Below are 20,437 nucleotides of genomic sequence, written 5' to 3'. Positions count from 1 at the left end.
CACTCATGAAATTTAGTATTATTACTCCTTGTCAATCGGCAGAATTACCCCAACTATTGGCGTTGCGGCAAAATCTGACGATGCAAGTCAACCAAGATTTTGAGTGGCTCATCGCGTTAAATACGCCCTTAGATTTAACCACCCCTGACTGGCAAACGGCCTTTCCGGTTCATCAAATCACTTTCACCGGCCAAACGCTGGGGGCCGCGCGCAACGCCGCCATCCAAGTTGCGACTGGGGATTGGCTCGTCTTCATCGACAGCGATGACTACCTCACGCCTAATGCCTTAGCTGAACTGGCTGCGATTGACCCACTGCCAGCGGACACCCTTGCTGACCTCTATCAGTTTCCAACCTATGAGCCACACACTTCCTTTGTCGCCAGCCAGGATCAGACCAACGTGCCGGATAGTTTGCCTAAATGGGGCGGTGCCAAACGCCGTCAACCCAAGAACCACGCACTGAACCTGGAAACTGTCGTGTTAGGGCAGCTAACCCCGACAACCACGGTGGCCCCGGCAGCGCTCAACTGGCTGGAACATAAATTTACGCGTAATGCTGGGGTTAATCGGTGGGAACAGTTTAATCGTCAACTCAAGATTACGGGTAAGGTGATCAACCGCCAACTGGTCCAAGATAACCAGTTAAGCTTCGATGAAACCAATGCCCTTTATCCAGACTACACCTTTCTCACCCAAGTCATGGCGCGCACCACAGCCTACGTCCGGTTAGCCAACCCCACCTATATCCGGGTCAAACACAATGATCCCGTCAACCAACCTTCCGTGCATCAGCTCGATGTCCCGGACAGATGGCAACAACGCGTGGCAGCCTGGCAGAACAGTCTCGTCGCTATCACTGATCCCGACCTGCACTTGGCCTTTAGTCGCTACTGCCTCTACCGTCTCCACCGTTTCTTGTACATGGCTCTAGCAACCAGCGAGACCGTTGATTCCGCCACCATCGTCGACATCCCCAACTTTATGACGCAGCTTCACCAGTTCTTACAGTTGGTCGATGATGAAGCCTTGGGCGAAATCTCCATGCTGAGTCGCCACATCTTAACGCGGATTCGGCGGCAACCGGTCTACCCGCGGCACGCCATTAACCGCATTGTTCATTTACGCCAATTAGGGCGGGTCATTAAGCACCGCGGACGGGGAATTACCCGGTTAGCTTACACGTGGTGGTTCACCAAGCTGCCCATCAAATCTAAGACGATTCTCTACGAATCCTTCCTGGGCCGCAACTTCTCGGATAGCCCTAAGGCCGTCTACAATTACTTGCAAGCCCATTATCCTGGTCAATTTAAGCACGTCTGGATTTCTAACCCGGGGGTCACTGGCATGCCGAAGGGCCAACCGCATACGACCGTGGTTAAACGTTTTGGCTGGCGGTATATGTACTATTTGGCCACTTCTAAATTTCAAGTGATCAACATGCGCCAACCGAAATGGTTCGTCAAGCGTCCCGGCACGAAGTTTCTCGCCACTTGGCACGGTACACCCCTCAAGCATCTGGTCTTCGATATGGATAACGTGGCGAGTGCCAACCCGCTGTACAAACAGATTTTCTTCCAGCAATCCCGACAGTGGGACTACTTAGTTACCGCGAACCAATTTTCCGTAGACGTCTTCGAGCACGCCTTCATGTATCCCGTCGCTAAAATGTTGAAGTCGGGATATCCCCGCAACGACATCCTCAGCGCACCGAACCGCGATGACCGCGCGCGCCAGATTAAGGAAAAACTCGGGATTCCCCTAGACAAAAAAATCATCCTCTACGCCCCGACTTGGCGTGACGATGATTACTATGGCGTTGGGGATTACAAGTTCACGTTGAAACTCGACATCAATCGACTGAAGCGTGAGCTGGGCGATGAGTACGTGCTGGTTCTACGGACCCACTACTTTATCACTGAGCACCTCGACACCACTGGCTTCGGGGACTTCGTTTACAATGAATCTAGCTACGACGACATCGCGGAACTATACTTGATTTCCGATGTCCTGATCACCGACTACTCCAGTGTCTTCTTCGACTATGCGATCCTGAAACGGCCGATTCTCTACTTCGTTTACGATTACGAAAAGTACGGGAGTGTCCTACGGGGCTTCTACCTCGATATGGAGAAGGACCTGCCGGGACCGCTGTTGAAGACCAATGATGACGTGTTGAATGCCCTCCACCACCTCCCACAAGTCACGCAGGACTACGCGGCGGCTTACGCCAAGTTCAGTCAGCGCTTCAACGCTTGGGAAGACGGTCACGCTTCGCAACGCGTGGTCGAGACCTTCTTCAATGAGTCTGACTTGAAGTAACTTCGCTATTTAACCAGTAAGGCCACTAGACTGATGACGTCAATCATCGGTTTAGTGGTCTTTTTTAATATCATCTAAAAGTTGAAGCTTAAAAGGGTTCTGTAAAGGCCGCGGCATTACGCTTTTGAAAAATAGACAAACAGATAATCTCTACCGCCTTGCCGTTCGCCAAATTTGAGCTGGAATGCTGTGGGGAGGACGGCTAGAGCCATAGAGCGGTCTCTAACCTCGCTTTGACCCGAAGAACACGTGTCAAAGTCGCCATTTACCAAGAAACCCACTTGGTAAATCCCACGGCTGAGCTCAAATTCAGCTCACTCTCGGCTACATAAATATTGTCATCTATATTTGCCAAGTGCCGATGTACCAAGCGATTAAACCAATTTGCTAATCAAAGGCTAACATAACCGGAGGAGGGCAGAGATGGAGCCAGCTGTATCGACGGTGTTAGCCGATTTTCGGCTTACAGCGTGGGACGTGTTTGGAGATCGGCGAACTTCCGAGCTTCAAACCGAGCCGGAGGACCGCTTCTCAGGCCGCAGGCGGTCCCCACAGCAGGCGGAATCTCTGCCAGCCGCAGGTGACGGGTTTAGACTATTTTTCAGACTAAAACCCTTGTCACTTCAGCCATAGCAGTTGATAGCTTATCCAGTCGTTGATTGCTCGCGCCACCAAATATCATCAATCACCGCAGCTAACGTGATCGTTGCCAACTCCCGTTCAGCCGCCTTCTGCACCTGTGCGTAGGCACCACGCAACGTCTCCTGAATGTTACCACCCACGATACACTGCGGATTGGTGCGATCATCAATATGCAAAAGCTGATCAGCTGGCTCAACCGCTCGATAAATGTCTAACAGCGAAATCTCGGCCGGTTGACGCGTCAACGTTGGTGTGGCCGTGCCGCGTTGAGTTGCTAACAGCCCCGCTGTCCGTAACGCCGCCATCAACCGCCGGATTAGGCCGGGATTTGATTCCACGCTGGCCGCAATCGCCGTACTCGACAAATCACCGTCATGATAAATCACGATGTACGCCAGAATGTGGACGGCATAACTGAGTTTGTGAGAATACCGCATGCTGATCACTCCCTTAGTTATTTAGTGACATTAGCCGCTAGAAAGTTGGGTAAGGTCTGTGCAGGATGTCCCATGATTTTAACGTAGTCATCCGTGACCGTCGCCAGCAGGCCTTGGCTTCCTGCAGCATACATCGACGCCAGCATGTGACCCTCGTTGCCCTGGTTGTACAGGTCCGCAAATTTACTCAGCGTCACGGGCGCGTAGCCAATCGGTTGTCCCGCAACCTCACTCAACACTGCGGCCAAAGCTGGCATGGTGTAGGAGCGTTGCTGCGTCAACGTGTAGGTCGACTGCCGCCATAAGGCCGGAGTCACCGCTACTTTGGCAAACGCTGCCGCACTGTCTGCCAAGCTGATGAAGCTCAGTGACGCGTCCCCCATGGGATAGATCACGTTATGCCGCTCAATCAATTCTGGCAAATAAGGCACCAACGGATCGGCATACAACGCATTTCGTAAAATCGTATAGCTCAGGTTGCTGGCAGCCAAACGGCGTGGCACATAGCCGTAAAAGGCTGACAGGTCGAATGGATTATTGGCTTGATCAGCAATAAAGCCCATCACGATCAGATGCCCCACGTGGGCCCGTTCTGCCGCCGCAATCACATTTTCAAATTCCGTGACCCGACTAAAACTATCATGACTCTTGCTGGGAACGTAGATAGCCACGTCAGCGTCTTGTAAAACTGCCGCGACCGTCTGTGTTTCACGGTAGTCCAACGGCAGGACCGTCATCCCCCGTTGTGAAAGATCCGCAGCTTTAGACGGCGTGTGTACACCCAGCGTGATTTCCCGTGGTGAAACTAACTGTGCTAACGCCCACACAATCTGACTGCCTAGATGACCAGTGGCCCCTGTGACAACGTATTTCATGTTCAAAACTCCCTCCGCTTTGTTGTTACTTTTAAAATAACACCAGTAGAATCACGCGTCAACGAATTTTACTTGTATTTGATAAATCACCACGTTTCTCACGCAGAAACGACTATAATGAAATTGAGATAGATAATCCCAAAAATAGTTTCGCTAAGGAGTGAGTAACGTGGTTCAACAATTAACTAAGAAAGTCGCCATCGTCACTGGTGCTGGTTCCGGTAAGGGCCAAGCCATTGCCGAATTATTTGCCAAAGAGGGCGCTCAAGTTGTCGCTGCCGATAGTAACGCTACGGCCGTGAATGCCGTAGTCGACGAGATTACAGCCGCTGGTGGCACAGCCATCGCGTCCGTCACTGACGTCACCCAAGATGCGGAAGTCACCGCCATGGTTCAGCTGGCCATCGATCAGTATGGTCACCTCGATATTCTGGTCAATAACGCTGGTATGCTGGATAAACTCGCTCCTGCGGATACCCTGACGAATGAGTTATGGGACCGGGTGATGACGGTCAACACCACCAGCGTGATGTTAGCCACTCGTGAAGCGTTAAAACGGTTCACGGCTCAGGGCGCCGGTGTGATCCTAAACATTGCCGCTGTCGAAGGTGAAACGAGTGATCGGGCCAGCGCGGCCTACGCTGCCTCCAAACATGCCGTCGTGGGACTGACTAAGAATACGGCTTTCATGTACCAGAACGCCGGCATTCGGACCAATGCTATCGCCCCAGGGAATAAGGATGCCGCGTCACCCATCGGTATCGCCGTGCCGACTACGCCTAATGGAAATAAAATCGCCCAAACGGCATTATTCTTATGTTCCGATGCCGCGAGCTACGTCAACGGCGTCATCGTCCCAGTGAAATTCTAACTTTGCCTCGAATGCCCCAGTTTCACTTAGAAAGTGAGCTAGGGTATTTTTTTGTCGCCGCTCAGATTATTACTATAAAATTGACGGTCTCCACCACGACTTGTACACTGGAAAACAGATAGGAGATGCAACATAAATGACGTGGTTAGTATTACTCGTAACAGGATTTCTAGTAGGCCTCTTGGTGATCTCAACCGGTGGTGGCGGGGCCGCGATCTACCTTGGGTTATTGACAACCGTTTTCCACCTCGCACCAGGAGCCGCCGCTGCCACTTCCCTCTTCACCGCATTTCCCTCCCTCGTTGTGGGCGCTTACGGACATTACCGAACCGGCCAAATCCACTTTAAGGTCGGCAATCAAATGTTGATTGCGGCTATTCCGGCCACCATTGTCGGCGCCTTACTCTCACCCTATATTCCGCTGAAAATCTACACTTGGCTGGTCGCCATTATTCTCTTCTTGTTGGGCGTGCAGATCTTAGTCAAACGCTTTAGTCACCGCCAAAGCCGACCGAGCCAACACCAAGGTTTAGCGGCAGCTAGCTATGGCGTTCTGAGCGGTCTTATGGTTGGTGTCGCTGGATTATCCGGTGGCGGTCCCATCATCGCCGGCCTACTGGTCCTGGGCCTAGATATGATTCCCGCTGCCGCCACCTCAGCTTACGTGCTGGTCGGCACGACCTTTGTAGGCCTCATCTTCCACATGTCAGCGAACAATGTCGATTGGGGAATTGGGATTAGTCTCCTGATCGGCGCAATGCTTGGCGCCTTCTGTGCTCCTCGGCTGTTGATGCACGCTGACCCTCAGAAATTAAATCTGTATCTCAAGCCATTTATGGGCGTGCTCATCATCTTCATGGCTCTCAAAATGGTGTTTTAATCACGAGGTAAATGTTCAAAAATTCCAGTCACGTCAGTCTCAGCAGTCACAGTGGTTCTTACGCCTTACCGTTCGTCAAATTTGAGCTGGAGCGCTGTGGGGAGGACGGCCCGAGCCACAGAACGGTCTCGAGCCTCGCTTTGAGCCGAAAGAGCACGTCTCAAAGACGCCATTTACCAAGAAAATCACTTGGTAAATCCCACTGCTGAGCTCAAATTTAACTCACTCACGGCTACACGAAGGCTGTCGACTTTTTCCTCTCAACTACTGCTCCAATAAACCGTAGTTAGAATCCCTGCCAGCCGGAGTGCGACCAGATAAAGCAAGAATTAAACCGCTCAACCATTAGTGCTCTAACTCAAAGCAATCAAAAATTAAAGCCAAAAAGGGTGCCATCAGACAGTGACTTAATCACTATCCGATGGCACCCTTTAATTTTCAACTATTCAATTCAGCTTAGTTGCGCCGCTTTCTGATAATACCAGCGCCTAACGTTCCTAAGAGGCTGGCCAATAATGCAGCACCAACGGCTGGCGCCACCTTATTTTGCGTTTCGCCCGTCTGTGGTAAGCCGCCTAAGTCAGCCAAGATGCGGCTCTTAAGGGCTTCCAGCTGAGCAACGCGCGCCGTGTTGCCTTGCGCTTTCGCCGTGGCAATCGCTTGATCAACTCGCTGGAGAAGTGCTTCTTCACTCGCGTGGGCTGCGGATGGCGCCTTCTCTTCATCGTCGATCAAATCATCCCAGAAATCTTCCACGACTTCGTCCTCATTGTACTCTGGACGTTCGTGTTCGTAGGTCAGATCCTCATCGTCACCATTTTCTTCCTCATCAGGTGCCTCGGTGTCTGGCTCTTCTGTATCGGGTTCTTCAGGATCTGGCGTTTCCGGTTCCTCAATATTTGGCAACTCAACGTCAATCCCCGGATGAACTGGCTTTTCGAACTCTTCTTCGTCGTCCTTATCGCCGTTTCCTTGCAAATCCCAACGGTGCGTTTCGGCGTTGACAATCACCTTATCAGCGATCAAGTTACCGTCAACGTTTTGGTTAGCCACGATGGTTGCGGATGGGGCTAACATGCTGCCTTGGAATGGCGCATTGACATTGATGGTCCCACCAAACTGCTTGTCACTAGCCGTACTGTCGTAGAAGTTCCACAACAGGTGGTTATCGCCAAAGTGTTCCGTTTCGTGGTTGTTCCGTTCGCTGCCGTCACTGTAAATAATCTTGATTTGCGAATTGATCATGTAGTCCTCTTGACCACCCGTATCGACATTGATAATGATGGTTGGCCCTTCCTCATCGGGAGACAAGCCCTTAATCGTCAGCGGTGTGTTGCCTTGCAAAACATCTGGCGACAAGTTCAGCACAATCTGCCCATTGGCATTCGGCGTCATATCAGTGACGTCAATCACGCGACTGTTCTGATCACTAAAATCAGTGTTGGTGTAACTGGCTTCGCTCTTCTTATTAGCCAATGATTCATTCAAAGCTTTTAATTTCGCAAATTCGGCGTCAAAGTCAATATACGTCTGCCCATTTTGATCTTGGTAGACTTCACTGGCTAACAGGTGGTCAATGTAGACACCGTTGACCATCGGCCGGTTAGGATTACTGATATCAATTGAAATCCCATCGCCAAAGACCACTTTGTTTTCTCGCGAATCACCTTTAGAAACAAAGGAGCTTCCCGCGATGTTGGTAATATTTTGTATGTAGGAAATATCTTTGTCCAGGAGTTCTTCGATAATGCTCGTCCCGAAGTTCACGTTCCCAATCAAGTTCTGCACGGCGACGTTCCCGTTCGTGTGGGCATTCAATTCAGCTTCCCGCGCAAAAATATGGAAAACAGAGGACACACCCAACAGATTGTCTAAATCTGGATAGTCATCATAAACGGACCCACCAGCCTGAATTTCGGCTTCAGCCAAAGGTTCCAGCGCTGTGGTCTTGGCTGGTAGGTACTTGTCCTGTGCCCGTTCAACCAAGTTATTAATTTTTTCTCTAAGTTCAATATTGTTTTGAACCTGCTTAAGATGATCACTCATTGATTGGAGTGAAACCTCTGATGACTTGGTGTGATTGTAGCGTTGCTTCGCGTTATTCGTCGGCTGCTTCGAATTCTTCAGCGAAGACACCTTTGTATCACGCTGTTTTTGCGGCGCTTTTTCGGGAGAAGACGGTTGATCTGAAGACTGCCGGTCTTGTGAGCCGTTGCTTTCATTATCATCAGACTCCCCAGTATCAGGTTTGCTCTCATTAGTGTTAGTGTCAGGCTTGCTCTCATTCTGCTGCTGTTCCTCAACCTTCTTAGCATTAGAATCAGGCGTATCTGAGTCTTGCTTCCGACCCGAAACATCCCCTGACGCCTCACCTGAATTGCTAGAGCTAGTAGTCCTACTCGTCGGTTGCTCCGTGGACGGTGTAGACGATGAACTGCCACTCTGCACATCCGCGTTAGCCGTGACGACACCGCCACCCCCAATGGCTAGTACAATGGCGCAGGCGAAGACCCACTTCCGACCGCTTTTGTACATCTTAAAATGCGTGCGTTTCATTTCCATAACGACTAAATCCCTACCTTTCACTAAAAGACTCCAGTTCTATTTTCGTTCACTCGCCAGCAACAATCAACGTTATTTTGAAATTATTTTTTAAATTAACAAATTAACTTGAATATAGTTTCGCTAGGAAATATTATTCTCTTCGGCTCTGCTGGATCTTCAGAGCGCACAAAAACGGGCCTGAGATAACATCCCAGGCCCGCCTTAGCTAAAGTTGTACCCAATATTTTTTAATGTGACTTACGCTTTAAACCTAAGCCAGTTAAGACCGTTCCGAGCAGTAAGGCCAAGCCAGCCCAAGCGGAGGTCGTTGTTGCATCGGTCTGTGGCAGAGTCGTTGCCTGTTGGCTTGCCGGCTTAGCCGCTGCCGTATCTGCTGTCGACGTGGTTGCTAAATTGACAGTTTTAGCGGCGGTCGCCGTTGCAGCCCCCCCTCGCTTAGCTGACACCGCTTGGGCGGCACTCCCACCGTTAACGGTATCACCCGTTTCGTCGACGACCGGTTTCTTCGGATCGGTCGGATTCGTTGGATCAACCGCGTCGCCATCGCCACCAGAACTCAGCGCCTGGTAGGTAAAGGTCACGGTCTGTCCGCCAGCGGTGTAGGTCCCACTAGCGACCCGATCGCCAACCAGCTTGTATCCCTTAATGGTTGGCGCATTGATAGTAAACGCATCCCCAACGTTCCCCGTCTGTTGAGACTGGCTGATAACCTTACCATCCTGATCGACATTAACGATGGTAACGGTTCCCGTCGTCACACCAGGATCCGGCGTATCAGGATTACCGGGGTCAACTGGCTTTTCATTTTCAATCTTAAAGGTGATGTAGGCGCTGTACCCCCAAAGCGCGCCAAAACTCTGATTGAGCACCTGAATCGTATAGGTGCCATCGGGAACATCCTGCTTGGCGGTAAACGTCAGGCCAACTTTATTACCAGAAATCCGCTGGACGCTAAACCAATCAGTGGCGTCCTCTGCAGTCGCCGCCCACGCTGGAATCTCCTCAGTTGGCAGGTTAGGATCGAGATCGCCATACGCAATCGTGATGCCATTAGCTAATGCGGCCGTCCAAGTCCCTTCATTATCGTCAATTTGACCAGTCTTCATGTCCTGGAAGCCCGTGACAACCCCCCTCACGGGATCAAAACTGCGCTGATCCGCTGACAATTTGAAGGTCTTTCCTTGCAGCCGCTGGTAAACCCCATAATTTACCTCTGGCTCACCATTTTCACCTAAGTCTTGAATCACGCCACTCGTCAGGTGGTTAAACATATACGACAAACTTCCTCTAAAGTGGCTTAAATCCGGTAAGTCTCCCGTTAACTGGTTGTAGGAAACATTCAGCGTCGTCATCGCCGGCCAATTTCCGATATCAGGAAACGCCCCACTCAATTGGTTGTGACTGACATCAACCGACCATAGCTCAGGAAGTGCACTGAGGTCGGGAATGCTGCCAGTCAATTGATTATTGGGTAGATAAATCATGGTCAGCTTAGTATATTTGCTCAGATCCGGAATATTTCCCGTCAAATAACTGTCGGGTAGCTTCAGGAATGACAGATTTTCATTATGGCTGAAGTAAGTGTCCATAATTGTCTTCAGGTCATGGTTGGCCCCATCATTCGCTAGATATAAACTGACATAAGACAAACTAGGAACCACCGAAAAATCAATCAGCGCAGATAATGGAATCCTCACATTGGTAAAGTTCAGCGAATGCAAGTTAGGAAAATAGTTTAGTCCGGTAAAATCAGTGATTGGTCCAGTCGTCGCGTCGTCATCAATCGATTGTAATTTATCAACGTACTGGTAAAGATTGGCTTCAGTAGCGATATAGGTTGGCTGACCGTTATACGTGGGAGCCATCTTGTTAATCACTTTGATAATCTGTGTCCGTAACGAAGCGTCTGGAATCCACTCACTAGCATTCACGCCATCAATTGGTGATACCGCCGCCCGAGCAGATCGAGCAGCCTTGACAGGTGCGGGGGTCTCTGGTGCCGGTGTATCCGTCTTCTCTGGATTTTCTGCTGGTGCCACGGGTTCAGGCGTTGCCGGTTTCACTTGCGTGTCTGCGGGGGCTGTTGGTGCGGGGGCTGTTGGTGCGGGCGCTTCTGGCGCTTTGGGATTCGTTTCAGGGGTTTCTACAGCTGCATCCCCTGGTGCCTCAGCGGCAGGCGCTTCTTTAGCATCCGCAGCGTCCCCTTGTTTGCTGGCATCACCCGGCGTTTCTGCCTTTTCGTCGACTTGTGGCGTGGCGTTCAAGGTCACCTGCTTGGCCTCTGTCGTTGATGTACCCGATTTAATCGACGATGAGGTGTCATCTGGGGCTTCCGCAGTATTGGCCTGTGCTGTTTCCGTGGCGCCCAATAATCCTAACCCCAACGTCACCACCGAAAGACTAGCTACCATCCAGCGTTTACCTGCCTTGTAGCTCTTATAGTGAACTTTAGTTTCGCTAGCCATCTTATTCATGAGATTTTCCTCCTCAACGTTTATATGCTAATTAACTTATTGGTCGAAAATTTTAAGGTTACACATTATTTAATCTGGATAAAGCCTATACCTATATTGTAACCGAATTCATTGCCATTTTATAGGTTAGTTCCTGACCATTTCACTTTGGATTAGTTAATCCGAGAAACTAACGAGCCTGCGATAACTGGCTAAAACGTTACACCCGTGATAGCTAGCGTCTTCAAACACGACGATAACGTTTCATGAGTAGTACGTTTTATGGCAATAACCATTATTAGTTTGACACATTATCGGTTTCTTATGCCACAATTATTAAAAATTGTTACTTTTGTGACCTCGCTGGTCCACAGAAAAAAAGCCCGCGAAATCTCTTCGCGAGCCTGATCATCATTGTTTTATTTAAGCCATGCCTGTAACCCTGCGGCTAACAAACCACCCAATAGTGGGCCAAACATGGGTACCCAAGCGTAATTCCACTCGGCCGAGCCACCGTTGGGCACCGGTAGGATGGTGTAAGCTAATCGCGGACTCCAATCCCGGGCAGGGTTGATCGCGAACCCGGTGGTCGTCCCTAAGCACATCCCGATCGTCATAATGAGGATTCCCACCATAAATGGCTTCAGCCCCTGCGTGAAATCTCCCATATTCAGTAAAATAAAGATAAACGCCCACGTGGCCACAACTTCAGACACAAAATTGAAGAAAGGATTCTTAATCGCTGGCCGGGTCGCAAAAATCCCAACACTATTGCCGGCGGATTCATCGGGTGTCGCTTTAAAGTGAGGGTAGAATTGGAAGATGGCAATGGCCGCCCCGACAAAGGCCCCTAAGAATTGCCCAGCTAAGTAAGGCCCGACCTGTGCCCACGGAAAAAAGCCAAACGCTGCAAATCCAATGGTCACTGCTGGATTCAAGTGACCAGCTGAGCCCAACATACCAGCCACGTAGACGCCCATCGTTACAGCCATGCCCCAGGCAACGCTGACGAAGGTCCAGTTACTCCCGGTCGCATACGTCTTTTTTAGGTTAATGCTGGCACCGGTTCCCGTTCCCAGCAGGATCAGAATCAGCGTTCCAAAGAACTCTCCAATAAAACCATTCATAAAATGACACCCACCTTGTTATATTTTACAACGCAAATTTCAAACTATTCATAGTCTACCATAACCGGTAAACAATAAGCTGCTTGAATTCACGCCACGGCAACTATCATCACGATTATTATATTTTCGACCAACCATTGGAATATTACATCATCCCCTAAAAGCGTAATCGCAATAATATTCACGTGTAACTTGGCTGTAACGAAAGAGGGCTATCTTAAATGATGAAAGTAAGCGATGACAATCTTTACATAATAAGGGATGGATATTGAGAATGATGATGAAAAAAATTGGTTTAGCGGTCGCTTTTGCTGCCGCAATCGTTCCTGCAATCAGTCTGGGGACCACCACCGCGCAAGCAAATAGTACGAACACGATCGTCAGCACGAGCAACATGCAAGACACCGCCTACGTCCGTAAGAGCGCAACCGGCTGGACTTACAACTTAGGTGGCACCGCGACAAATATGACGTTCGGCAAGAAGACGCATTACTTGAAGAACTATCCTAACACCACCTGGCACGCCACTCAGAAGCGCTACATCGTCAAGAAGAACGGCGTTAAGTATTTATACTACTATGTGACCAACGGCCGCAAGACCGCCTCTGGTTGGATCTGGCACGGTTACTTGCAAAAGAAGAACTACGCGCACACCACGACAACTACAACCAAGGCAACGGGTAACTATGCCGCCGTGTTAAAGGCTGCTCAGGCGCAATTAGGCAAGCCCTACGTTTACGGCGCTAACGGTCCCAGCGCGTTCGACTGTTCTGGATTTACCAAGTACGTCTTCAATCAAGCCTTAGGCCAGACGTTACCACGGACGGCTCAGGAACAGTACAATAGTTATCAACACGTCAGCGCTAAGAACGCCAAGCCGGGGGACCTGATCTTCTTCGGCACCAGCGCTAACAACATCACCCACTGTGGGATCTACTTAGGCAACAATAAGATGATCGACGCCCAATTACGTGGGGTCATCACCGAGGCTACGAACGTCTCCTGGTGGCACACCGTTGGCTATTCACGCCCCGCAACATTAAGTTAATTGCGATCAAAGACTGCGATCATTATCGCGGTCTTTTTTTTACGCCATCACCTTAGATCATTGATAAACAAAAGGCTCCCAGTACCATTGCGTACTGAGAGCCTTCCTTACTTAATTTAAAATTATGCTGGTGAAACGTCCAGGTTCTTGCTGCCACCATTTAAGATCTTGAAAAAACTAGCCAGTTCCTTCTTCCGGTAAGCGGCGGGCACAAATTCCCGAATCGTTTCCAAGTCGAATCCGGTGGCCAACTTATTGCGGTCAACCACAATCGGGTTCTTCAGGATGCCGGGGTTCTTCTGTAAGAGATCGACCAGCTCGTTCATCCCCATATCCTGTACGGATTCTGGTAGGGCCTTGTAAGCCTTAGAACGAGTGGAAATCAGATCATCCGTCCCATCTTCTGTCAGGGACAGCATGTAAAGAATTTCATCACGAGTTAATGGTTGTTTTTTAATATCACGAGCAGTAAAGATGGCGTCGTGGTTAGCCAGCCACTTCATTGCCTTCGTTACCGCAGTAGTCTTAGCATGAAAGTACATTTTAATCATAGAATCGCCCTCCAATTTATCTTCTCTTCGATGAGGTACTTGATTTAGCACTCTTTTGTTCGAGTGCTAATTTATATTTCTCATTGTACACCACAATAAGCAATGATGAAACCCATTACCCTCAGTTCACGCCACCTTTTAAGACTTTCGCAAGATTCTTGCTGGCTGAACCACCGCGCAACAATCCCCGTCTACCGGGCTTACAATAACCTTAGCAATAAAATCCACTCTTTTCAGGACAGAAAAATGAAAATTTTATGAATTTGTTAGGGCTTACATTTTTGAGTTCCACATGAAAGACTCATCCACTTAGCAAGCCCCTTTTCTTGAATGTTGGAAACAGTGTACCATTTTTCCAGGCGGCTGTCTTTGATTTTAATCAAAACTAAAAGAGTCGACTCCCCCGAAAGGAAAGTCGACTCTTAGTATCGTAATTTTAATTTTTAAGAATCTAAATCAAATGCCAGGGCCCGCGTCCACAGACCATTATCCATTTGATAATACGTTGAGACCTTACCATTTGAATCCGTTCGCTTAACCCGGTGTGTAATGGTGACTCGACGTTCACTAATATCTGACGTCGTTCCCCTTTGCTTGGCCAGCAGCGGATCGTTGAATGGTCGGGTATAAACTGGGTAGACCTTCATCAAGTTAAAGGTCCGATCATAAGATTCACTCTTGAAAGTATCAAACTTCAAAGCACCCTTACGAATCCAGTACTTCTGGGCCTTAGTGCTCTTGTCAAACCGAATTCGGTACCACTTACCAGTATCGGCGTTAGCCCGCATATCAATGTAAACCCGCTTATTCTTAATGCTCTTCCAATTGAACTTCAGAATATTCCAGTTCTTATGACCACGAATATGGTTGTAGATTGCGTAAGTCTTGTACTTTGCGGCCAGTTGCGCATGCTGCGTTGCTAATCCTGAATAGTACTTTTCAGACTTATTCGTCTGCTTACGCTTTTTGAGCTTCTGTGAAGTCGAGTGGGCAACGGTCGTATTGGTAATTGGTCGCTGAGTTGATACCGCTGGCTTAGTTGCCTTAGCCTTCTTGATGGTATTCTTAGCAATATCGATCGTGTCACCGTTCAATGAGAAGTTGCTCTTTACAAACGAAGCCCGTTTCTTAGGCGTCGTCGCTTTGTTCCCAATGATTGATACTCCGGTCATCGGATTATCCGCATCGGAACTATCTAAGAAGATATACTGCTTAGTTGGATTAACGTTAGTAAACGTATTATCCTCGATAGTCAGGTTATTCATATTGTAGTCAGGTTCAGAATTGTACAGGTAAATGTAGTTTCCGGAGCCCAATACGTGCTTGTTAATAAACTTGTTCCCCGTAATCCACAAGTCAGAAATACCCTTAAAGTGGATGGTGGCAACCCCGTCATCCATCAATGGCTTGGGATCAACGACCGTGTTGTTCGTAAAGTAAACATTATGAATAATACCTGCTTTACCATGGCCATAAATGGCATGCTCACCAATTGGATTTGGTGCGTAGGATTTCACTTGACCAGATTTCTTAGACACTGGTAAGAATTGATTCTTGTTAACCTTAACATCGTAGGTTGGCAGATTATCATACTGATCGCCTGGATTCTTGTATGACATGGCCTTTTTGTTAGAGTAATCAATCTGGATGGCTTCCTTGAAGTCTTGGGAGCCATTAAACCCAGTAAAGACAGAATTCGTAATGTTAATGTCATGGCTACCATCAAGATCAATGTAGTGGCCAGTAGGTGATTCCGCATTGTCAAAGACACACTTATCAAAAGTGATGTTGGAGGCGTGGTGGACACTTTGGGTGAAGACACTCTGGCCCATCGACGTGTTATCGCCTTGGAACGTTGCCCCTTCCCACTTTACGTTACTGATACCACCATCGTAGCCTGCTTCGGGACTAGGATAAACGAAGTTAACCCGGTTACCTGACGTAATCCGGAAAACTGCACCTTTATCAAATTTGAATGTAATATTTGAATGCAGTTTAATGTTACCCGCATCAAATACATAGGTACCCTTAGGAACGTGAACCGTTAAATCATCGCTATCCCACTTGTCCAACATATCTTGTAACGCCGCATTGTTCACGGTCTGCGAATCGCCGACCATACCTTGATGCTTAGCGTTAATCGTCGTCGCTGCTTGGGCAACGATGGTGTTGGTTGGTTGCACCATACCCGGGAAATCACCCAATCCCAGGACGGCTGCCCCCAACGCAACCGTGGTTAGCAAGCCGATTTTTATCCTCAACTTCAAAAAATCCCCTCCATTTTAAAATTCTTCCAACAGACTCATTATAAGCTAAGACTTTAAACCGTTGGGTCATCTTAACCTAATTGTCACACGAATGAAAGATTTTAGTCGCATAGAGGGGATTTTTTTCAATTGTAAATTAAGTGAAAATTGTTACATCAATTTGGCAATATCAGCATGCAAACCGTCAAGGCGTTCAACGACGTGTCCACGAACAGACGTATAAGCCTTAACACCATCTGGCGTTAACTTAAGGTTATGTTGACGACGGTCAACCGTTGAAGCAATGCTTTCAATCAAACCAGCCCGTAATAACCGTGAAATCTGACCGGAGATCATCGACTTAGAAACCCCGATCTGACCGGCAAACTTGGTCGGCGTGAATTCTTCGCGCTGAGTCGTGATAGCATGTAACAAGTTGAATTGTTCCAGAGAAATCGTGATCTCCTCCGTTTTAATCGTTGTTACTGGCCGCATAATCTTTTGGAGTTGGGAAAACCATTCCAAGGATTGGTTTAAATCGTTAGTTTGCGTCATTTTCTGCTTTCTTCCTTTCCAGTTGGACTATCAGGTACGCGGGGCAAAAACATGTTACTATTCTTACCCGCTAACCATTTATTATAGCCCTCATTTTCAACCTTTATGTTACCGATTCATTAATAGTTTATAGCATTACGAATGAAAAAACTAGTAATACGTAATCATTTTATGATATTTCTTCAAGATTAGAACATTGAATTCAGAAACTGAACCCCGTATGATTAAAGTTAACAAAAATTAAACGATTAAGGAGCTTGGTATGACACGAATTAAAATGATTGCGACTGATGTCGATGGGACTTTTCTAGATCAAAACCGCCACTACAATCAGCAACGCTTTGCTCAACAACTCCAGCAATTAGAAGCTGCGGGCATTCGTTTCGTGGTCGCAAGTGGTAACCACCTCGGCCATCTACGCCGCGTCTTTGCACCAACGCCGGCCGTTCAAACCTTCGTAGCGGAGAATGGCGGCTTGATTGTGGACCACGATCAAACCCTGTTTGCGGACTTAATCCCGACCCCGACCGTTCACCAGATTGTACGCGACATTCTCGCTGATCAGGCTTTGCGGCCCCGGATTCTCCGCCTATCTGGCGCACATGGGACCTACATTAATCGCCGTGACCATCCCAGTGATGAAGCCGCACAAGACTACTTTTTTAACAACATTGTCCTCGTCGACGATCTCACCCAAGTTGAAGATGACATCTACAAAATCAACGGCGAATGGCCCAACGAGACAATTCAACACCTGGCAGCTCAGTTGAATCAACGCTTCCCCGACCAAATCAACGCCATGGCCAGTGGCTTTGGGAGCATTGACATCGTGGCAGCGCACATGAGCAAAGCCATCGGTCTCACGCAGTTGGCTCAGTCCTGGGGAATTGCCCCAGCAGAAATTGCCGCCTTCGGTGATAACGATAATGATCGTGACATGCTGGCCCACGTGGGACTAGGCGTCGCCATGCAGAACGGCAACGATTCCGTCAAAGCCGTGGCCAACCTGATTACCCCGACCGATAACAACCATGATGGTGTGCTCAACGTCATCGACGCCATTTTAGCAGGTGAAGTTTAAAGCTAACTAAATTTTCAGTCGCTAACTAATCTCTGGTTAGCGGCTTTTTAGTCTGGCCCCACAAACTTTCACCGATAAAACGCCACACTTTAGGCGAAGCGTGCAATTGGCCGTGACTGGTTCGAGCTAAGTGCACCTCGTGATAGGTCACTGCCCCCCCACGCAAGATATCGCGGAGCGCCGTCACCTGATAAACGGGGACGGAACCATCCGTTTGACGACCGGCCAAGGTTCCGTAGACGTTAATCACTGTCGCATCCAGTGAACGCAGGCGATGACGCGCGGCATGCAAGCGCTGATAAGCCAGATCAACCGCACCACCCGGACGACCTTCATCGACCGGTGCGCCCAATAAAATCATCCGGTGTAAGCGTGGCAACGTTCCCGACCTTTGCTCGCTGACAACGCTATGGATCGCCGCGCTACCGCCCCACGAGTGGGCAACGACGTTATACGCTGTCACCCCGTATTGTTGCTTCAACGCCCGCAGAATCGCCGTAATCCAGTCAATTTGCGGCTGGTAACTCCGCGTCAGGCTGTGATCAAACAACACCTGAATTAACGGATTCGTCTCCGTAGGCTGCCATTGCCCACTAAAATGAAGGTGACCGTGCCAATCAACCCGGACCGTCAACACCTTATGCCCGTACCCCTGCATCGCCAGCCAGTGTAACAACCGATTATACGTCCACGCATGACCACCCCATCCAGGAACAAAGAGTGTCGGCGTTTTTGAATAATCCACGTCTGATCGCCGTTGTGCCAACGGTTGGGGGGCCACTGCTAACTGACACCACCACCGATAGCTCAACCAACCGCCGATAAAACCCACGGACAACCAACGCCATTTAAGAGACAATGCGATCCCCCCTAAACTAATCTATTATGCCAGTTCTTTTGATTGCGTACAAGTGAAATTTTGTTCGCTTTATATTTATTATGGTGAACAACCGCCGTCAAAAATTTATCCGCACAAAGAACCTACGCTGTAAAACACTGTCGTTTCGGGGATAGATCATTTAAATTTAGAATTTATCCCCCGATTATTGATTTTAGTCCCAAGTATATTTGACAATTGTACGGATAAAAATATAGAATAGAGCCAGAAATGAAAACGCTTTAATTTAATCTTATAGAAATCGAGGACTTGCTCATGAAAACTGCTACAACGAAATGGGATACTTACCAAAACCAAGCTGTCACCGAATATACGATTGAAAACAAGAATGGCGTTAAGCTCGGCATTCTTAGCTGGGGTGCAACCCTACATACCTTATCCGTTCCCAGCAAAGACGGGGACAAGAATTTGGTGCTATCTTACCACAAAATGGAAGATTACTTATCTAATCCGTTCTACGTCTGCATGGGAATCGGCCGGATTGGCGGTCGTCTAGGCGGCGGTACCTTTGAAATGGGCGGCAAGACTTACACGGTCGACACCAACGAAGGTAAGGATACCACGCTTCACGGTGGCCCTCACGGCTTCAACACGGTTAACTGGGACGGTGAAATCGACGACTCCGATGCTAACGAAGCCAAGATCATTCTGAGCCACACGTTCAAGTCAAGCGACGACTCCTTCCCTGGTGATATGACGGCGAAGATGATCTACTCATTGGACAACAACGATCGGGTTAACTTGAAATTCGAAGCCAACTCAACTGCTTTGACCCTCTTCAACCCTACCCTGCACGTCTACTTCAACCTGAGCGATGACCAATTAATCTCTGGTCAAACGCTGCAAATCAACGCCAAGGAACACTTGGAAGTTACCAGCGAAAAGATTCCTACGGGGAACTTCATTCAAAACGCTGGCACACCATTTGACTTCAGTAAAGGCCAAAACCTGGGCGAAGCCATTCGGGGCATGCAAGGTACGACTGAAAAAGGCTTCGATGACTTGTTCCACGTCGAACCAGCCGCTGACAATAAGATTGCCGAATTGAGCGATCCGCAATCCAATCGTTCTGTCACCATCAAGTCCAGTCGCAATGGCTTAGTGGTCTTCACCGCGAACTCCTTCACCTCTGACATGAAGTTAGCCACCGGTGCTGGTCAACCTTACATGGGGGTTGCGTTGGAAGCCCAAACCTTATCCGACACCCCACACCATCCAAACTTCGGTGATGTCTCCGTTCCTGCCGGCAAGACGCAGACCTACGAGATTGCTTACGAAGTGAAGTACTAAAAGCACTTAGTTGCCGACCCAAGACAGGCGTCTGAGACAGACTTATCTATACCTCGAAAGATAAAAACGACGATCACTAATCTCTTAATGATAAACTATCATTGAAGGATTAGTGGTCGTCGTTTTTATTGGTTTTTTGTTGGGGGCATGACTCACCTAACTTATAAGCACCCCAAATATAGCTATTGAGTATGAATATAAAATTACATTTTTTCAGGCCAGGAATTTTCTATTACAAGTACAGAATACATTACACGTCCTATTCTCCCCTATACCCTTTTGAAAAAATTTTGACTAAAAAGTGTCGGATAGTTTCAATGATGGCTAATCCTGCTACCAGCAATATGAACAAATCGACCAGTAGAGCTACTCCTGAACCATAGAAAAAGAACTCGTTAGAAAAAAATTTAGCAATATTAAAAATCAAGAAAACAATTAGAATCATTATACTCAGGTACATAAATTTTTTTGCTATAATATTACCCCTGAATTATTCACCAGAAACTCCAAAATCCCCATCAAACACATGATTCAAGTGCTTGATGGGAATTTTACGTTTTCACCTTTTAAGTGCAGAAAAAGAGCCTCAGCTCTGGT

General features: G+C 48.4%; 15 protein-coding genes. 6 read left to right on the top strand and 9 right to left on the bottom strand.

The annotated features are described in order from the left end of the window. Nucleotides 1-5: 5 nt before the first annotated feature. On the top strand, nucleotides 6-2,321 hold the full coding sequence (locus tag HF569_RS07905; RefSeq protein WP_168902002.1) for a CDP-glycerol:glycerophosphate glycerophosphotransferase: 2,316 nt from the start codon (nucleotides 6-8) through the stop codon (nucleotides 2,319-2,321). Nucleotides 2,322-2,965: 644 nt separating this feature from the next. Here HF569_RS07905 and HF569_RS07900 read toward each other — a convergent pair. Together HF569_RS07900 and HF569_RS07895 are read right to left on the bottom strand one after the other, a co-directional pair. Next, nucleotides 2,966-3,400, bottom strand: a complete 435-nt coding sequence (locus HF569_RS07900; protein WP_168902001.1) for an Rrf2 family transcriptional regulator — start codon at nucleotides 3,398-3,400, stop codon at nucleotides 2,966-2,968. A 17-nt stretch (nucleotides 3,401-3,417) separates the two neighbouring features. Next, entirely contained in the window at nucleotides 3,418-4,275 is an 858-nt protein-coding gene (locus HF569_RS07895) for an SDR family oxidoreductase (protein WP_168902000.1), read from the bottom strand. A 169-nt stretch (nucleotides 4,276-4,444) separates the two neighbouring features. Between HF569_RS07895 and HF569_RS07890 the strand changes: the two genes are divergently transcribed. Further along, nucleotides 4,445-5,146 (top strand): SDR family NAD(P)-dependent oxidoreductase, encoded by a 702-nt coding sequence (locus HF569_RS07890; RefSeq protein ID WP_168901999.1) that lies wholly within the window; start codon nucleotides 4,445-4,447, stop codon nucleotides 5,144-5,146. 136 nt (nucleotides 5,147-5,282) lie between these two features. After that, nucleotides 5,283-6,026 (top strand): sulfite exporter TauE/SafE family protein, encoded by a 744-nt coding sequence (locus HF569_RS07885; RefSeq protein WP_168850170.1) that lies wholly within the window; start codon nucleotides 5,283-5,285, stop codon nucleotides 6,024-6,026. A 456-nt stretch (nucleotides 6,027-6,482) separates the two neighbouring features. Here the strand turns inward: HF569_RS07885 and HF569_RS07880 are convergent, their stop codons facing one another. The 3 genes from HF569_RS07880 to HF569_RS07870 all read right to left on the bottom strand — a co-directional run bounded on the left by HF569_RS07880 (nucleotide 6,483) and on the right by HF569_RS07870 (nucleotide 12,171). Next, nucleotides 6,483-8,588, bottom strand: coding sequence for a collagen-binding domain-containing protein (locus HF569_RS07880; protein ID WP_168901998.1), 2,106 nt, complete (start codon nucleotides 8,586-8,588; stop codon nucleotides 6,483-6,485). Between the two features lie 230 nt (nucleotides 8,589-8,818). Further along, a complete protein-coding gene (locus HF569_RS07875) occupies nucleotides 8,819-11,065 on the bottom strand; it encodes a MucBP domain-containing protein (RefSeq protein WP_168902042.1) in 2,247 nt (748 codons plus the stop codon). A 398-nt stretch (nucleotides 11,066-11,463) separates the two neighbouring features. Then, nucleotides 11,464-12,171: an MIP/aquaporin family protein gene (locus tag HF569_RS07870; RefSeq protein ID WP_168901997.1), complete on the bottom strand. Its 708-nt coding sequence runs from the start codon at nucleotides 12,169-12,171 to the stop codon at nucleotides 11,464-11,466. A gap of 274 nt (nucleotides 12,172-12,445) precedes the next feature. Here HF569_RS07870 and HF569_RS07865 point away from each other — a divergent pair, with 274 nt between their 5' ends. Next, nucleotides 12,446-13,219: a C40 family peptidase gene (locus tag HF569_RS07865; RefSeq protein ID WP_168901996.1), complete on the top strand. Its 774-nt coding sequence runs from the start codon at nucleotides 12,446-12,448 to the stop codon at nucleotides 13,217-13,219. Nucleotides 13,220-13,341: 122 nt separating this feature from the next. Here the strand turns inward: HF569_RS07865 and HF569_RS07860 are convergent, their stop codons facing one another. From HF569_RS07860 to HF569_RS07850, 3 genes are all read right to left on the bottom strand, one after another. After that, nucleotides 13,342-13,770 carry a Spx/MgsR family RNA polymerase-binding regulatory protein gene (locus HF569_RS07860; RefSeq protein WP_168850164.1) on the bottom strand — a complete coding sequence of 143 codons (429 nt, stop codon included), beginning with the start codon at nucleotides 13,768-13,770 and terminating at the stop codon, nucleotides 13,342-13,344. Between the two features lie 443 nt (nucleotides 13,771-14,213). Next, nucleotides 14,214-16,037, bottom strand: a complete 1,824-nt coding sequence (locus HF569_RS07855) for a glycoside hydrolase family protein (RefSeq protein ID WP_168901995.1) — start codon at nucleotides 16,035-16,037, stop codon at nucleotides 14,214-14,216. A 150-nt stretch (nucleotides 16,038-16,187) separates the two neighbouring features. Then, the gene (locus tag HF569_RS07850) at nucleotides 16,188-16,571 is read right to left on the bottom strand and encodes a MarR family winged helix-turn-helix transcriptional regulator (RefSeq protein ID WP_168850162.1); all 384 of its coding nucleotides are present in this window, start codon (nucleotides 16,569-16,571) and stop codon (nucleotides 16,188-16,190) included. 262 nt (nucleotides 16,572-16,833) lie between these two features. Here HF569_RS07850 and HF569_RS07845 point away from each other — a divergent pair, with 262 nt between their 5' ends. After that, the gene (locus HF569_RS07845; protein WP_168850161.1) at nucleotides 16,834-17,652 is read left to right on the top strand and encodes an HAD family hydrolase; all 819 of its coding nucleotides are present in this window, start codon (nucleotides 16,834-16,836) and stop codon (nucleotides 17,650-17,652) included. Nucleotides 17,653-17,677: 25 nt separating this feature from the next. Here HF569_RS07845 and HF569_RS07840 read toward each other — a convergent pair whose 3' ends face one another. Continuing rightward, nucleotides 17,678-18,511: an alpha/beta fold hydrolase gene (locus tag HF569_RS07840; RefSeq protein WP_168901994.1), complete on the bottom strand. Its 834-nt coding sequence runs from the start codon at nucleotides 18,509-18,511 to the stop codon at nucleotides 17,678-17,680. A gap of 294 nt (nucleotides 18,512-18,805) precedes the next feature. Between HF569_RS07840 and HF569_RS07835 the strand changes: the two genes are divergently transcribed. After that, nucleotides 18,806-19,840 (top strand): aldose epimerase family protein, encoded by a 1,035-nt coding sequence (locus tag HF569_RS07835; protein ID WP_168850159.1) that lies wholly within the window; start codon nucleotides 18,806-18,808, stop codon nucleotides 19,838-19,840. Nucleotides 19,841-20,437 lie beyond the last annotated feature (597 nt).

Origin of the sequence: Levilactobacillus tujiorum (genome assembly GCF_012641185.1) — a bacterium.
Taxonomy (GTDB): domain Bacteria; phylum Bacillota; class Bacilli; order Lactobacillales; family Lactobacillaceae; genus Levilactobacillus; species Levilactobacillus tujiorum.
Note: the sequence above shows the minus strand (reverse complement) of the source record. Positions and strands in the feature narration are given on the sequence as shown.

What these genes read in the sequence shown, in the direction of transcription:
- HF569_RS07905 (WP_168902002.1), top strand. Translation starts at nt 6, where the DNA reads ATGAAATTTAGTATTATTACTCCTTGTCAATCGGCAGAATTACCCCAA.
- HF569_RS07900 (WP_168902001.1), bottom strand. Translation starts at nt 3,400, where the DNA reads ATGCGGTATTCTCACAAACTCAGTTATGCCGTCCACATTCTGGCGTAC.
- HF569_RS07895 (WP_168902000.1), bottom strand. Translation starts at nt 4,275, where the DNA reads ATGAAATACGTTGTCACAGGGGCCACTGGTCATCTAGGCAGTCAGATT.
- HF569_RS07885 (WP_168850170.1), top strand. Translation starts at nt 5,283, where the DNA reads ATGACGTGGTTAGTATTACTCGTAACAGGATTTCTAGTAGGCCTCTTG.
- HF569_RS07880 (WP_168901998.1), bottom strand. Translation starts at nt 8,588, where the DNA reads ATGGAAATGAAACGCACGCATTTTAAGATGTACAAAAGCGGTCGGAAG.
- HF569_RS07875 (WP_168902042.1), bottom strand. Translation starts at nt 11,065, where the DNA reads ATGAATAAGATGGCTAGCGAAACTAAAGTTCACTATAAGAGCTACAAG.
- HF569_RS07870 (WP_168901997.1), bottom strand. Translation starts at nt 12,171, where the DNA reads ATGAATGGTTTTATTGGAGAGTTCTTTGGAACGCTGATTCTGATCCTG.
- HF569_RS07865 (WP_168901996.1), top strand. Translation starts at nt 12,446, where the DNA reads ATGATGATGAAAAAAATTGGTTTAGCGGTCGCTTTTGCTGCCGCAATC.
- HF569_RS07860 (WP_168850164.1), bottom strand. Translation starts at nt 13,770, where the DNA reads ATGATTAAAATGTACTTTCATGCTAAGACTACTGCGGTAACGAAGGCA.
- HF569_RS07850 (WP_168850162.1), bottom strand. Translation starts at nt 16,571, where the DNA reads ATGACGCAAACTAACGATTTAAACCAATCCTTGGAATGGTTTTCCCAA.
- HF569_RS07845 (WP_168850161.1), top strand. Translation starts at nt 16,834, where the DNA reads ATGACACGAATTAAAATGATTGCGACTGATGTCGATGGGACTTTTCTA.
- HF569_RS07835 (WP_168850159.1), top strand. Translation starts at nt 18,806, where the DNA reads ATGAAAACTGCTACAACGAAATGGGATACTTACCAAAACCAAGCTGTC.